This is a genomic window from Vreelandella salicampi (assembly GCF_013415105.1).
Lineage (GTDB): Bacteria > Pseudomonadota > Gammaproteobacteria > Pseudomonadales > Halomonadaceae > Vreelandella > Vreelandella salicampi.
The window spans coordinates 45,060-61,105 of record NZ_JACCDF010000019.1 but is presented as its reverse complement, the minus strand read 5'-3'; the positions used below and the strand labels follow the sequence as shown (position 1 = coordinate 61,105).

The following is a 16,046-nucleotide window of genomic DNA, read 5'->3' as shown; positions in this document are numbered from 1 at the left end:
CATCCGTGAGCATTTGTCGGGGCATCGCAAGCTCGCAGTTTGTTGGCGTGAGAACCTCTATTCTGCGAGCTTGCCCCTATCCTGCCAAATCATCCTCGACCAAACGTCAACACGCCCTAGGAAGGCTATGTTTTTTTGGTACTTTTTGGTAGCTTTATGTAAAGCTATTCTGGAAATAGAAACAAAAAACACTTGAGGAAGCCATGGCCACTTTTTCTTTCAACAACCTTGATGCGTCACGTAGCTACACCGAGGGCGGGGCGCCCATCACGGTTGATAACGATATTGCTCTGTCCGGTAGCCCGGCGGGAAATTTTACAGGGGGAACCCTACAGTTTTCGCTTTCGGATGCTGATTCGGGTGATACCTTCTCGTTGGTCAGTGACAGCGATCCGAAGGTAGATGGTGCCATTTCGTTCGATGGGGACGATGTCTATCTAGGAAACGGCACCGAGCGCGACAAAATTGGTGTGATCGATAGCACGCTGAATGGCCAGAATGGGCAGGACCTGAAGATTAATTTCTCATCCCCTTTGACCAATGGCAGCTTCGAGTCTGGCGATACCGCCGGTTGGACTGTCTATGAAAGCGAATACGACAAAGTGACGCTTGGCGGCCAGACAACAGACTATTACTACAATGACGGCACAACCACGGGCTCCGGCGCGGCCGTTACAGTCGCTGATAGCGCGTCTGTTTCTTATCGTCACGAAGTTCAGCAGTTGGTTGTCAATAATGGCGACTATGCCTTGAACTTGACTAACAGAGGAAGCATCAGTTTTACGAATCAGACTCCTACCCGGGTGGATGGGGAAGCTATTGATGGCTATGGGTCCTGGTTTGGCCCCTATGTGGTGAGCGATCCGTTCACGGTAGAAAATGCGGGCGCTTCTATTGCCTTCGATTGGTCGGCGCAAAACGGCGGTGATTCTTATGATGTCTTTGGTTATTTGGTAGACCTGGGAGCCGATGGTGCCTATGGCGGTGGCGATGACTCACGCACCAAGCTGTTTTCTGAGCGTGGAGACTCTCGTGACTGGACCACCGAAAGCATCGAACTGTCCTCGGCGGGTACCTATGCCTTCGAATTCGTCAGTGGCACTTATGACCAAACGGGCGGTAAAGGCGTGGGAGCTTCGCTTTACATTGATGCTGTCCGCTTGATCTCTGGCGAGGTCACTAGCGAATCAACCGTTAGTGCCATCGCGCAGAAAGTGACCTTTGCCAGCACAGCAGAGGATACCGTGCCTTCCAGGACGCTGACCGTCAGCGCCAAGGATGCGGAGAACAATGAAACGTCAGCGACGATGTCGCTCGATACCACCCAGCTGAACGATGCACCCTCATTCACAGGCGATGCGACACTTGATGCAGTTGATGAGGACAGTACACCCGCAGGCGAGGCCGTAAGCGCCTTGTTTGGATCACTGTTCAGTGATGTGGACGCCACTTACGAGCCGAAAGATACCCTCGCGGGAATTGCTGTTACCGACGATACCAGTCAGGAGTCAGAAGGACATTGGCAGTATTCCACTGATGCGGGGGCTCACTGGTTTGATCTAGAGAGTGTTGGGGCGGACTCGGCGCTGTTGCTGGAAGCAGACGCTCTGCTACGTTTTGATCCAGTCGAGCATTACAATGGTAAACCGGGTTCGTTGACCGCACACGCGGTAGATAGCGCCGGTTCAATAACCTTTACTGAAGGGAACACCCGAGAAACGTTCGATACCACGTCTGATGATGCCACCTCTTCCGTATCTGACGCCGGAGTAATACTCTCGACAACGATCAACGCAGTAAATGACGCTCCCGTTTTCACGACATCCAACACGCTGAGCACGTCCGAAAATATCAAGGAAGTCGCAACACTGGAGGCGACTGATGTAGAAAAAGGCACGATTACCTATTCTCTTACAGGCGGTGCTGATCAGTCACTGTTCACACTGGACACCGACTCTGGTGCTCTGAGCTTTGTCGATGCCCCTAATTTCGAGTCACCTAAAGACCAAGATGAGGACAACGTCTACGATGTAACGGTGACGGCGGATGACGGCCAGGGTGGCAAAACGCCCTTGTCGTTAGAAGTCACGGTGACCAACGTCAATGAACGTTCCCCATCACCAATCCGTGTGACACCCAACTCCTCGGATGACTCATTGCCGGATACGCCGTCTGGTCGTCCTTCGGTAAGCGAGACGATTTCCACTACCGGTAGCCGCAGCGGCACCGCCAAGCTGGTTGAGAATACCGGAAATGACAACGAAGTCACGGTGACACTGCCTGGTGGCACCAGCCTGGTCAATCAGGGGGCACGTAGTGCGGTCAATGCTCAGCAGGCGATTGCCGATTTGATTGGCAGCATCGATGCCAAGCAACCGGGCAACTTGGATGATCAAAGTAGCGTGGCCACTGACTGGCTCTCAAACCGTCCTGATGGCTCATTGCTTGATATCCGAACGTTGGTATTAAATGACAATCGGAGTGCTTCAACCGGTACACCTATTCAGATTATGGGTAATGCTGATGGCGGTGCGGGAAGCAGCGGCCATCAGGAAGCGTTTGTTATTGATACCACTGGACTGCCTGAAGGGAATCTACTTCAGCTTGATAACATCGAATTCGCCAGTGTTGTCGGCGCCACTTCTATTACGGGTGGTGAGGGGAATAACGTTATTGTCGCGGATGATGCCGCGCAGACTATTGTACTCGGTGAGGGTGATGACGAACTCTACGGCGGCGGTGGCGACGATACCGTTGGCTCTGAGGACGGCGATGACCGGCTCTTTGGCGACAGCGGCGACGATGAGCTGTTCGGCGGTGCCGGTGCTGACTTGCTACACGGTGGCAGCGACACGGACGTGGCGCGTTATGAAGGTAACCGCGATGAATACCTGATCACTCAAGATCACAGCGTCATCACAGTACAAAACAAGGAAGACGCAAGCGATATTGACACCTTGGTCAATGTGGAAAGTCTGGTCTTTGCCGACGGAGAAGAAAACATCACCTATGACGACGACCTGACATGGATCACCGGGCTTTACGATCAGGTGTTGGGCCGCCAGGCCGATGTGGACGGTATTCAGTACTGGGCGCAGCAACATGCGGCTGGTCTGAGCAAGAGCGAGATGGCACTGTTGTTCATGACGTCGCCGGAAGCCGGTCAATCCCTAGATATGCAGAGCGCCGGTATCGACAGCGTGGTGGACACGCTCTACGCTTCATTGCTTGGACGTGATGCAGATGCGTCGGGCAAGGCCTATTGGGCGAGCCAAATGGAAAGTGGGGTCTCGCTGCACCACGTGGTAGGCGGCTTCATGGCGGCCGAAGAGATGCGCACCCACGACCTGAACACCACGCAGTGGGATTTCATCGCTTAAGGGATCAAGGCGCCATGATTTTACATGGCGCCTGGCCGATGCAGAGATCGAAAAGCTCAAGCAGCTGGCGATTTTTCAGGCTGCGCGTACCGCGTATGCGCGGGCGCTTTCTGAAGAGCTACCCAAGAAAGAGATGCACTGAGCCTGGCGCTATCTAGTTATCCGCAATGAACAAGGGATGATCTTCCTAGGGCAAACGGGCCTTGCAGCACTTTCGCTTGCAGGTTTATTCCTCTGCCCTGCAACTCAATCATGGGCTCTTCAGTATGAGTCATTGGTTACCATCCGGTCGATGATGCCTCCTACTTACCTCAGTGGGCACATGCCTCGCTGGGTGGGTGAGGTGGGCTTTCTGTCGAAACGTGTCTATCTAGTAGAGCTGTTGCGTGTCGTGGGCCAGGCCCAAGCAGCGTTTGGTGCGGTTTCTCAAGCAGGTCTGCTTCCCTGAACAATCCTTGGCCGCCGAATGCGGGCACTACGTCCTGCAGGAGGTCGAATGGTTTCTCCTAGCTTTTTTGGCGACCGGCGGGAGGTGTTATTGCGTCTTGTGTGACCGGGCTACGTCGAGAGACCGGCCCAGGAAACACGTAGCCCACACCTCTGACCGACTGGATTGGAAGCTTGAAGGCAGAGGTCGAGAACTTGCGCCGAAGTCGGGAAACCAGGACATCAAGACTGCGGTCATCCGGCCCGCTCTGCGGCTTCTTCAAGGCGACAAATAGGTGATCGCGTGATACGGGCTCGCCGGGTGTCGCCGTCAGCTGAAGCAGAACGCCATACTCAGCCGCGGACAGCCGGACGGCTTCTCCATCCGGCGAGATCAGTACCCATGCTTCGACGTCGAAGTTCCATTCTTCCGCTGGCTGGGCTTTTGTTGTTTCAGCAGCCGTCGCTACGGTGTCGCTGTTGCGGATCCGCCGCCACAAGCTGAGCACCACCGCCTCCAGTTCGCGCATGCTCACGGGTTTGCAAAGATAACTGTCGGCGCCACGCCCGAGGCCTTCGATACGCGCTTCGAGCCCCCCGTGAGCTGTCACCATGATGACACCGGCGTTACTTTCTTCGCGCAGGCTTTTAATCGCGTCCATTCCGCTTTCACCGGGAAGGCCCACATCGAGCAGTATGATGTTCGGGGAGATGTCGGAAAGCATGCCACGCAATGCCTCGATCGAACCGGCTTCAAAGACCGTCATCCCCCGTTTGTGCAGGTAGCGAGCAACAGGTTGGCGGAAATCCGGTTCATCATCCACAAGGGCGATGCGTATCAAGGTCATCGAATTCTCCACTCAAGTCTTGAGCATGGGTAGTGAGACGCAAAATACTGTGCCATGGGTCTGGTCCAAGCTAATGCTCCCGTTGTGCAGGGTGACGATGCGCTGAACTAAGTGTAAGCCGAGGCCCGCACCCGGTTTATGCTGGGTGCGGCGCGCACGATAAAACTTCTGGAACAGCCGTGACACATCGGCGGGGTCAATGCCCGGTCCATCGTCGCGTACGGCCACCTCAACATGATTACCTTTCTGGCGGCATGACAGCGCCACCCCTTCGTGTGTAAGGGCGTATTTGCAGGCATTGTCCAGCAGGGCGGAAAAGGCGATGGGCAGCAGGTAGGGGTCGGCATCCACCCAGATCGGCTCCGCGTCTGCATGCAGAGTCACGTTGTACTCCGAGGCAAGTTCGGCCAGCACGGTAGTGACGTTGAGCTCGCCCGAACGGCGGCTCTGAGAAACGCTTTCTAGCCAGTCATCGGCCAGGCACCCCTCGACTAGATTACTCAATCGCCGCGATGCGCGGTGGATGCGGTCCAGTTCCTCGGCCGATTCCTGATCGTCCGCCGGTAAGTTGCAGGCAATGAGATCCGCCGACGCCGCCATGATGCCCAGTGGAGTGCGAAATTCGTGCGAAACCATGGTCAGGAAGTTGAGTTGCTCCTGGAGTGTGGCTTCCGCCGCGCAACGGGCGGCGTTCTCCTTGTCGAGGCGCTCCCGCAGCATGTCACGCAGCCGCTCCGTCACCATGACCGATAGCCCCGCGGTCATGCCGAAGAAAAAGAGAATCCCCCAGACGAAGAAGGTGCTCGTGCTGGGGCCGAGCTGCATTATGTCGGTGGCCAATACCGGCTGTAACAAGTGTTGGGTTGCACGTGCCAGGTTGATAACCCCATGCAGGGTAAGCAACACCGCCACTGCCTGAAGCGCATTAAGCTGGAGGCGGCTTTCACGCTTGAGAGTCCAGGCGCCGAGAAGTGCCAGGAGACTCATCCCGAGGCTGATGCTGATGATGCGAAGCCCGATAGCGTCGGGGGCATCATGGAAAAGTACGATAGGGAGGCAAAACACCACCACAATGGTGGCCAGCAAGGACCATCCAACCGGCTGACCGAAGAAACGTCGGATACCAGCCACCAAAAAGGCGTGACCGATCAGAACCAAAGCGTTGGCAACCGCGATGGACCAGAACGATGGGATGAGGTTGCGTCCGTAAAGCAAGCCCACTCCAACGCTGATGGCGACCATGCCGATGACCCATTCACGAGGGCCAGGCAGGCCTCGGTGTAGGCGGTAAAGCAGCGCCAGTACCAAGGACGAAAGCGCCAGGGTCATGCACAGCACCGCCAGAAGCGTGCGGGTATCAAGCTCGGGTATCACCATCGGGACCGTATTCAAGAAAAGAGCTGTTATCGACCCGACAGCCTTTCAGGCGACTGTGTAATATTTAGGTCTAAATAAGCACTGTAAATTATAGGTGCACGCTTATTTCGTCAAGTCCGCCGAAAATGCAAACAAATGTCACAAAAATGCTTTTGACTCTCTCAGACGGGTTGTTTCTACTTAGTCCGATTTACTTAGTAACATCGCGTGAAAAGTGCGAGCCAATGTAATGGATAATGCAGGAAGCTGGTACTGCCTGCCGTGGCAGAGGTTGTCGACGCAGTATGTGATTAAACGGCTCTCACCGTGGGGGCAATAAAAAAGAATATGGAGGCGGGTGATGGCGAGCGATCTTTTGCAACATGGTAACTTCAAGGAAGTCATTTTCATCGATACAGGTGTTGATGACTGGCAATCTCTTGTCGACGGTGTTCCCCAAGGAAACGAGATCGTGATCCTGGACTCCACCCGCGACGGCCTTGTGCAGATGGCAGAATGGGCGGCGGGCCGTGAAGGTTATGGCGCCATCCATATCCTCTCCCACGGCAGCCAAGGTGAAGTGCAACTCGGCACCGCCAGCCTGAATAACGATACCTTACCCGGCTATTCTGAAGCACTGGCGAAAATCGGCCAGAGCCTGACTGAAGACGGCGATATCTTGCTGTATGGCTGTAATGTCGCTGCCGATCAAACTGGTTTGGATTTTATCGGCAAACTTTCCCAAATCACCGGCGCTGATATTGCCGCTTCCAGCGACCTCACGGGTGCTAATGATAAAGGTGGCAATTGGGTTCTGGAGCAGCAGGTGGGTGAGATAAAAACCCAGTCCCTGCTAGGAATGGAGTACGACAACGTGCTGGCTGCTCCTGTCGATCAAGCCTTTTCAGGCATGCTCCCTTATATGCATTATTACATGCCTTATACGGTCGGTGGGTCTGAGGGGTTAAGTTTTTCGGCGAGTCCGGGCTCTATGATGGCTGAAATCCGCATTATCGATGAGCCTACTGGCTTCACAACAGGTAATGCCGCATATTTGTTTGTCGATATGGGTAACTATGTTGAATTTTCCTCGGTTGATCCGGATGGTGATGGTCCTGATGCCAAGTCGCTCTTTACCTTAAACCAGTTGGCGGCTGGGTATTATCAATTTTCATACTCAAGCAGTTACGAAGTATCTGGATGGGCTAAAGGCAGCGAAGTCGTTTCGGTTGAAGTTGATCTGGCAAGTACCGGTACCTATGGGCCTGACGCGGCGAGTGCAATAACCTATACGAAGTCTGATCAGGATTCAGGAATGTATGCTGGTGGCGCGCTAAACTTCGGGAGCGCCTGGACCAACATTGATACCGTCAGATTCACGGTTTCTGATTCCGGCATGATGATGGGGATGGTCGAGCTCTTGCTCGATACGATTGATTTCAGCGATCCAGTTCAAGAGGACACAACGCCGCCCACTGTGACGATCGATGTAGCTGATACCAGCTTGATAGCGGACGAAACATCGGAGGTTACCTTCACCTTCAACGAAGCGGTTCAGGGTTTCTCCAATGCCAACCTTACGGTGGCAAACGGCATGCTCAGTGCTGTAGAGACAGCGGATGGTGGCAAAACCTGGACGGCAACGCTAACGCCAATCTCCAACATCAATGATGACACTAACGTAATCGCGGTTGTATTGGATGGCGTTTCCGACTTGGCGGGGAATGTTGGCTCCGGAACCACCAACTCCAATAATTACGCTATCAATACCACCGTACCCGATGCGCCGGCTCTGGCACTGGAAGGCGACAGCGGTGTCAGTGACAATGATGGAGTGACCAACAATGGCCAGGTCAATGTCTCTGGCCTGGTAGATGGCGCTACTTGGGAATACAGCACCGATGACGGTGAGACATGGAGCACCGGAAACGGCACCAGTTTCACTCTTCAAGAAGACGGTGCCAAGAGCGTTATCGTGCGCCAGAGTGATGCTTCGGGCAACAAAAGTGCCGCTTCCGCCCCTATATCAGTGAATGTCGACACCTCGGCGCCAACCTGGAGCAGCTCCACCCCTGCTGACGAGGCGACCGACGTCAACGGCGCCGACAACATCACCCTCACCTTCGATGAAGCGGTGCTGCAGGGAACGGGCAACGTCACGCTGTATAACGTCACCGACAGCGCGACGGTGGCCACCATCGCCGCCAACGACGCCCAGATCTCCGGCTGGGGCACTACCACCATCACCATTGATCCCAGCGTAGTTTTGCCCGGCGGCACCAATGTTGCCGTGCAGTGGGACGGCACGATATTCCATGACACGGCTGGCAATAACGTGGCTAGCGTGTCCGACACCACCACGTTCAACTTCCAGACCGCCAATAGTGCGCCTGTCGTAGACCTGGACGGAAGCGCGGGTGGGAACAACGGCTCAGGCGACGACATCGCCAACCAGAGCTTCACCGAGAACGGCAGTGCCGTCGCGGTGGCTCCCGACGTCACCGTCTCTGATGCTGAAGGCGACACCCTCAGCGCGACAGTGAACATCACTAATGCTGCTACCGGCGATTCGCTAAGCCTGAGCGGCACTTACGGCACCATCAGCGATGCAAATGTTACTGGAAGCGGTGCCGCCTCCATCACCATTAGCGGCAGCCACTCAGCAGCTGATATACAGGCAGCGTTGCGTGCGATCACCTTCTCCAACACCAGCGACGATCCGGGCGACACGGCACGTACTGTGAACTTCACCGTCAATGATGGCCATTCTGTCAGTGCGGTGCGCACCAGTACGATCGCCGTCAATACCATTAACGATGCGCCAGCGTTGACCACTCCCGGCACTATTACCCTGGCGGACACTGTAAGCGACGATACCTTCAGCGACCAGACGGGCCAGCTTTCCGGAAGTGATCCCGACAGCGGTGACCTGACCTATGGCTTCAACGGTGCTGGCGCAAGCGCAGCGCTGACGGAGGGCGGCATAACCTACGACCTTTCCGTGGAAGGCACTTATGGCACGCTCTATCTCGAAAAAGCCACTGGCCAGTATTTGTTCCGTGCGGATGCTGCGGCCGTTAATGCGCTGAATGCTGATGCGAGCGAGGACTTCACTGTCTCGGTGAGCGATGGCATTGCACCGGCTGTCACGAAAACACTGACCGTCGACCTGGCGGGCGCGAACGACGCGCCCACGCTCGACCTCAACGGCAGCATCGGCGGCACGAGCAACACCGCGACATTCGCCAGTGGCGGCGACCCGGTTGAAGTCACCACGGCCGACGCTACCTTGAACGACGTCGACAGCGGCGACCAGATCGAAAGCCTGACCGCCACCCTGACCACCCGCCCCGATGGCGACGGTGTAGAGAGCCTGTTGCTGAACAGCACCGCCGGCACGGCGGCCTCCGACAACGCCCTGACCGTGAACTACACAGAGGACACGGGCATGCTCTCGGTAACCGGGGCGGCAAGCGCGAGCACCTATCAGACAATCCTGCGCGGCATCCAGTACGACAACACCGACGCCGCCATCGACATCACCATCAGCGACCGCACTGTCAACGTGGTGGTCAATGACGGCACCGACGACTCCCTCGTGGCCTCCGCCACGGTCGGCGTCGTCACGGCGCCGGTGGTGGGCCTGAGCGCCACGGGCGGCTATCGCGAGGGCGACGGCGGCAAGCTCATTGCCACCGGTGCCACCATCACCGAGCCCGATGGCGACAACCTCAACCAGCTGGTCATCACGCTGACCAATCCACAGGACGGCGCCTCCGAGAGCCTGCAGTTGAGCGGGCGTGGCCACAATGATGTAGTGAACGGCATTACCGTCAACTACGACAGTTCGACACAGATCACACTGACCGGCACGGCCACGGCGGCCGACTATCAGACGCTGCTGCGCGAGCTACAGTACGAGAACGCTTCCAAGGCCCCCAGCGTCACCAACCGCAGCATTTCCGTGCAGGGAACGGACGTGAACGGCAATCCCGGCGCCACGGCCACGCTCAGCCTGCCCGTAGAGCCGGTGAACGACGCCCCCACGGGCACCGTCACCATCAGCGGCATTGCGGAAGAAGACAAAACGCTCACAGCCAGCAACGACCTGGCCGATGGCGATGGCCTAGGTAGCATCGGCTATCAATGGCTGCGTGATGGCAGCGCCATCATCGGAGCCACGGGTGAAAGCTACACACTGACGCAAGCCGACGTGGGCGCCGAGATCAGCGTGCGGGCCAGCTACACTGATCAACAAGGAACCAATGAATCGGTCACCTCTGCCGCCACGGCGACGGTAGCGAACATCAACGACGCGCCCACCGGCAACGTCACCATTACCGGCGCCAGCACTCAGGGCGAAACCCTGAATGCCGATACCAGCGGGCTGGCCGACGAAGATGGCCTGGGCTCCTTCAGCTACCAGTGGCTGTGCAATGGTGTAGACATCAGCGGTGCCACGGGCATCACCTACACCCTGACTCAATCAGATGTGGATGCCGAGATCAGCGTGCGAGCGTCATATACCGATGTTCAAGGTACAGCAGAAGCCGTGATTTCAAGCGCCACCGTCCCGGTAGCAAATGTCAACGACGCCCCCACTGGCAGTGTGATCATTACCGGTACCGCTGAACAAAACGTGACGCTCACCGCGAGCAACGATTTGGCTGATATTGATGGCATGGGCACGATTAGCTACCAGTGGCTGCGCGATGGGGTGGAAGTCACGGGGGCTACGGGCGAAAACTACACTTTGACTCAATCAGATGTGGATGCCGAGATCAGCGTGCGAGCGTCGTATACCGATGTTCAAGGTACAGTAGAAGCCGTGACTTCAAGCGCCACCGTCCCGGTAGCAAATGTCAACGACGCACCTACCGGCAGTGTAATCATTACCGGTACTGCTGAGCAAAGCGTGACGCTCACCGCGAGTAACAACCTAGCCGATATTGATGGCATGGGCACGGTGAGTTACCAGTGGCTGCGCGATGGGGTGGAAGTCACGGGGGCTACGGGCGAAAACTACACTTTGACTCAATCAGATGTGGATGCCGAGATCAGCGTGCGAGCGTCGTATACCGATGTTCAAGGTACAGCAGAAGCCGTGATTTCAAGCGCCACCGTCCCGGTAGAAAATGTCAACGACGCCCCCACTGGCAGTGTGATCATTACTGGCACAGCAAGGCAAGGCGAGACCCTCACAGTGTCCAATACCTTGGCCGATGAAGACGGTCTGGGCACAATCAACTATCAGTGGCTGCGTGACGATGAGGCTATAGAGGGCGCCACCAAAGAGACCTATACCTTGGGACGGGCAGATATAAGGGCGGAAATTAGTGTTCAAGCCCGCTATACCGATGGCCAAGGCACCGCTGAAACGGTGGCTTCTCTAGTAACTGATCCAGTTATTGCGCTTCCGGTATCGCCTTCACGCCCTGAACCAGAACTTGAGGTTGATGTAATGCCACTCCCTGATACTCCTATGGGAGAGTCGGCTATACGTGAAACCTTTAAGAATACGAGTAACGAAACACGAAGTGCCCGGTTGGTTGAAAATACGGGTAACAATAATGTCGTTACTGCCACGTTGCCAGGAGGGATGCAATTGTCCAGCGATGGGTCACGCACCGCAACGGAGCGTGACCAGGCCCTGGCTAATCTTGTTGCCAGTATTGAAGATAAAGAACCCAGTAACGTGTCCGAGCAGACGCAAACCGCAGTCAATTGGCTCAACACTCGCCCTGACGGCACCCAGTTGGATATCCGTACGTTAACCTTTACTTCGGATATTGCTGCCAATGATCCGATCGTAATCCGCGGTGAGACAGATAACTCCACGAGTGGTTTTCAGGAAGCATTTGTTATTGATGTGACCAACCTCCCTGGTGGTACACGTCTTCAGCTGGACAATATCGATTTCGCCAGCATTAAAGGCGCTGTAAGCATTGAGGGAGGAGAGGGGGATAATGTCGTCATTGGTGACAACGAGGCACAAGTGATTTTACTCGGACCGGGCGACGATGAATTGTGGGGTGGTGGTGGCGATGACACCATCGGTTCAATGGGAGGCAACGATCGGCTCTTCGGTGAGCAAGGCAACGATCTAATTTACTCTGATAGCGGTGCCAATGTTTTTCATGGTGGTCTGGATGAAGATACTGTCCGCTACGAAGGAAACCGTGATGAATATGTCGTCTCTCAACAGCATGCGGTAATTACGGTGTATCGCCATGACAAGCCGGAAGATGCCGACACCCTGATCAACATAGAGCAACTGGTTTTCGCCGACGACCAATTGACGCTAGGCTATGACTCCATACTTGAGGAAGTCACTGCTCTCTATGCCCAAGTCTTGGGACGTCAAGGAGATGTAGAGGGAGTGCAGTACTGGGCGCAGCGGCAAGCCGAAGGGTTGAGCAAAGCCGATATGGCCCAATTGTTTATTACCTCGCCGGAAGCTGGGCTACGGCTCGATGTGCAGGGTGACGGCATCGATACGGTGCTGGGTACGCTCTATGGCTCGTTGCTGGGTCGGGAAGCGGATGCGCCGGGCAAGGCCTACTGGGCGAGTGAGCTGGAAAGTGGGGCCTCGCTGCGCGACGTGGTTGGCGGTTTCATGGATTCCGAGGAAATTCGCACCCACGGCATGAACGCCACGCAGTGGGATTTCATCGCTTAAGGGATCAAGGCGCCATGGTTTTACATGGCGCCTGACCGATGCCGAGATCGAAAAACTCAAGCAGCAGTTGGCGACTTACCCAATGGCGCAGAATGTAAGTGCTGCCTGCGGCTTTACTGCGGTTAATAACACTACCCCTGGCTTCGGCTGGGGGGGGCTATTTTGGATAAGGAGCCTCTAGGCCCCAATGGATCGCGCTCTCGAAAACCGAGCACGCTGACGGTTATTACTTACCCCGTGATAGCTATGGCTTTTGCCGTTAACCAAGCCGTGGCTCATGTGCTGCTCGCGGAGCTTTCCAAGTTGTTGCCGTTTATCCAGCATGGTGATAGATATCAACCTGTGGCCCTGCTGAGTTTGGATGGCCAGAATAACCTCTACCTGCACAGCGATGGCCGTTAACGCTGGAATGCGGCGAAGGGCAAGAGCCGCTGAAAGTGAACGGCCTATACCGCGTCAATGAGAAGGCACTGAACGCTCTGGATGCTGACGCCTACGCCACGTTACGCAGTGGCCCCATGGCACTCGCCCATGCCCAGCTGTTTTCGATGAGCCAGCTTAGCCAGTTGACCGAAGGTGCGAAGTTCCATACCCGGCATGGTAGTGCTGACGCGGCTCTTGAGAACCTTGACAAGCTGTTCGGTGAGGATGACGATCTCGCCTTCGACTTTGATAGCTGAAGAGACGGGGTTGGCCCATAGGCTACCTAGTCGCCCTGCTAGCAGGGTGGCTGCTGTTGAGACGGCCTCACGGCTGCATGATTCCCAGCTCGCGCAAGTGAGTCATGGCTTTTCCCGACAAGGCGGCGCTGAACTCATCGGTGGTGACGAATACCATCAGAGAGCCTTCCGGAGTTTTCTCCAAGGTTTCGACCAGTGCTTCGCTGTCGCCGTGCTCTCCATGAGTATCGAAGTTATAGCGCGCCTGCTCTCCGTCAGGCGTTTGCACCCAGAGGTTGATTCCTCGCTGCAGTGTCATAAGATCCTTGCCATTGTGACGGAGGTAGGCGTTTTCCCACTGCTTGGCCAGGAACCCACCGGTCGCGCGCGCATCGAGCTCCGAGCCGTCATCAAGCATCGTTTTAAGGCGCGAGACGCTTTCTCGGCTATTGCCTGGCGACAGATGGTCTGACAGCACCTGCTCTCCCTTAATGAGCGCTGCTGTCCAGGCGCTCCGGTACTCTGGCACCGATGAGGGCGATTTGGCGCGCAAGTCGAATTCCGGCTCGAGGGCGGCCTGCCAGGGTGTCATGATAATTTGCGGTGACAGGCGGCGGCTGTCATGGATACCCCGCCAGGCAATGAACGCATGGTCGGGTAGGGGGGTGGCCTGAGCCAGGACGGCCAATGAGGATGCCGTGACACGCCGAACTGTTCCTTCGCCGTTTTGCAGCGTTGCCCGGTCAGGCGAGAGAGCTACTTTGCCGCCTTGGTCTTGTAGCCGCAGGTGCTGCAGCAGAGTCTCGCTGAGGCGGTCGTCTTGCGGGGCTTCCAGAAAGGTTTCAAGATCGCTCAATGCTAGGTGGGTGGGGTCATCGTCCTGGAGCACCATCGCAGGTCGACTAATCCCCCGCCCTTGCCCTACCAGCAAGCAAAGATTTGCTGTTTCGGTTTCAGTGGATATTTCCTCGACTAGCGCTTCCGGCAATGCTTGGCAATCATTTAGCCACAGGAATCGCTTGGCAGCATTGGCATTTTGCAGGTGTGCGAGCAAATAGTCGGCGCGGCGGGTCTGATCAAGCCGTAGGTTGTCCTGTAGTGTCACCATTGCTGGAAGCGGGAATTCGTGGGTACCGATGGAGGCCTTCTGTTTCACTGCTTCCACCTTGAGCCCCTTGCGAAGGCTGGCGTACTGCCATAGGTGTCGCACAGTGGAGAAGCGCTCGCGGATCGCCGCTACCGGATCCGCGTGGGTCTCCATGAAGGTCTCGTCCGGTGCTAGCAGGTTCCGCCCGTATCCCAGTGCCGGGATATCAAATCCCATCTGGTACAGCAGCGTCGGGCCTACGTCCATCAGAGAGGCGGGTCTTGCCGGATCGATCCCTTCCGGCAGTAGCTCGGGGCTGACTCCCGGCATCATGAAAAGATTGCGCCGTGGCTTCTGTTTCAGGATGTCTGAAGCGGTGTTGGGCAAGGCCAGGTGGTCCGACATCACTACCACCAGGGTTTCCTCAGCGGTCTCAGTGCTGAGCACATGGTCGACAAACTCCACCAGCAGCTGGTCGCTGCAGTGCACAGCGTCGAGTATGGGATTGTCGTTGAGGTCTGGATTAGCATCATTGTTGTAGGGCTCATCCTTGCAGCTCTGCGAGACATGCCCCTTGGGGTGGTGGGTATCAAGAGTCAGCAGCGTTAGGGCAAAGGGATCGCGCTCGTTCGCCAGGGCATCAAAGCGGGCCTTGGCCATTTCCAGCAGCGAGTCGTCATAGAGCCCCCACTGATTCAGGTATTCAGGGTCATCGAGCTGGTAAGCAAGCTGGTTGCGCCCTGCCACATTGGGTACGCCATGGCTTTGATAAAAGAGGTTCTTGTCCGCAAAGCTGCTGTCAGCCCCTCCCATGTAGTATTGGTGGTAACCCTGCTCGGCAAGAATATCGCCAAGGCAATGTGTCTCGGGGAGAAATTCCTCAGTATTAATCGCCGCATTGCGAGTGTTGCTGGCCGTCACCAGCGGAACACCACACTGGCTGGCCACCATCCCGCCAATGGTCCATGTCATGCCGGGCAGTGAATGAACCTCCGAGAATGAGAGGCTCTCTTCGCGCAGGGCATTGAGGTGAGGCACCAGACTCGGAAAACGCTCTGTATCGAAGTAGCCTGCCTCTACTGATTCGGCGTAGATCAACACCAGATTCTTTGGCTGACTGACGCCACTCCGCAGGGGGGGCTCTTTCTCATATATCAGGTCCTCCGGCAGTGGAATCACCGGCTCCTCAGCGAGATATACCTTCGAGGTCTCGTAGGCACCTGTTACCCCGGGATTAATGCTGAGTGCACCTGACACCGCCACAACCGCCAATGGCATGGCCAGCCGCCCATGGCGCCGCTGCATGGCGAGATAGTAGCAACCAGCGCCATAGCCGAGGGTGGCTACCAGCATTACAGCTGCCAGCAGGATGGTTGATCGGTACTCACCGAACCCAGCGCCGTCCAGCCCGACAATCAAGTGGTATAGCACGGCTTCGTTGATGCGGCTTCCCGCCAGCTGTACCGACACCACATGTGCCGACGATAGCAGTGCTAAAACTATTCCTAACAAGGCCGCTATTAGGGCGATCACTTTCCGGCGTGGCAATAGCCAGCATGCCAGAAGGTACATCATCAAGGAAAACAGTAGCCAGTTAACACTCATGCAACA

At 56.2% G+C, this 16,046-nt stretch carries 7 protein-coding genes; 4 read left to right on the top strand and 3 right to left on the bottom strand.

Annotation, left to right across the window (positions count from 1 at the left end; all coding sequences use genetic code 11):
• The first annotated feature begins 203 nt into the window (after positions 1–203).
• Positions 204–3,380, top strand: coding sequence for a DUF4214 domain-containing protein (locus HZS81_RS16805; protein WP_179931667.1), 3,177 nt, complete (start codon positions 204–206; stop codon positions 3,378–3,380).
• A 506-nt stretch (positions 3,381–3,886) separates the two neighbouring features.
• Here HZS81_RS16805 and HZS81_RS16800 read toward each other — a convergent pair.
• Positions 3,887–4,654, bottom strand: a complete 768-nt coding sequence (locus HZS81_RS16800; RefSeq protein ID WP_179931666.1) for a response regulator transcription factor — start codon at positions 4,652–4,654, stop codon at positions 3,887–3,889.
• Between the two features lie 12 nt (positions 4,655–4,666).
• A complete protein-coding gene (locus HZS81_RS16795; RefSeq protein WP_179931665.1) occupies positions 4,667–6,046 on the bottom strand; it encodes a sensor histidine kinase in 1,380 nt (459 codons plus the stop codon).
• Positions 6,047–6,386: 340 nt separating this feature from the next.
• Here HZS81_RS16795 and HZS81_RS16790 point away from each other — a divergent pair, with 340 nt between their 5' ends.
• The 3 genes from HZS81_RS16790 to HZS81_RS16780 all read left to right on the top strand — a co-directional run bounded on the left by HZS81_RS16790 (position 6,387) and on the right by HZS81_RS16780 (position 13,369).
• Positions 6,387–12,689 carry a DUF4347 domain-containing protein gene (locus tag HZS81_RS16790; RefSeq protein WP_179931664.1) on the top strand — a complete coding sequence of 2,101 codons (6,303 nt, stop codon included), beginning with the start codon at positions 6,387–6,389 and terminating at the stop codon, positions 12,687–12,689.
• 246 nt (positions 12,690–12,935) lie between these two features.
• Positions 12,936–13,091 (top strand): hypothetical protein, encoded by a 156-nt coding sequence (locus HZS81_RS16785; protein ID WP_179931663.1) that lies wholly within the window; start codon positions 12,936–12,938, stop codon positions 13,089–13,091.
• A 35-nt stretch (positions 13,092–13,126) separates the two neighbouring features.
• Complete coding sequence (locus tag HZS81_RS16780) at positions 13,127–13,369, top strand: SapC family protein (RefSeq protein ID WP_338401873.1); 243 nt, start codon at positions 13,127–13,129, stop codon at positions 13,367–13,369.
• 67 nt (positions 13,370–13,436) lie between these two features.
• Here the strand turns inward: HZS81_RS16780 and HZS81_RS16775 are convergent, their stop codons facing one another.
• Positions 13,437–16,040 carry a sulfatase-like hydrolase/transferase gene (locus tag HZS81_RS16775; RefSeq protein WP_179931662.1) on the bottom strand — a complete coding sequence of 868 codons (2,604 nt, stop codon included), beginning with the start codon at positions 16,038–16,040 and terminating at the stop codon, positions 13,437–13,439.
• Positions 16,041–16,046: the final 6 nt, after the last annotated feature.

Bases quoted from the DNA above. Each gene is read 5' to 3' on its own strand.
- HZS81_RS16805 (WP_179931667.1), top strand. From the start codon at position 204: ATGGCCACTTTTTCTTTCAACAACCTTGATGCGTCACGTAGCTACACC.
- HZS81_RS16800 (WP_179931666.1), bottom strand. From the start codon at position 4,654: ATGACCTTGATACGCATCGCCCTTGTGGATGATGAACCGGATTTCCGC.
- HZS81_RS16785 (WP_179931663.1), top strand. From the start codon at position 12,936: ATGGCTTTTGCCGTTAACCAAGCCGTGGCTCATGTGCTGCTCGCGGAG.
- HZS81_RS16775 (WP_179931662.1), bottom strand. From the start codon at position 16,040: ATGAGTGTTAACTGGCTACTGTTTTCCTTGATGATGTACCTTCTGGCA.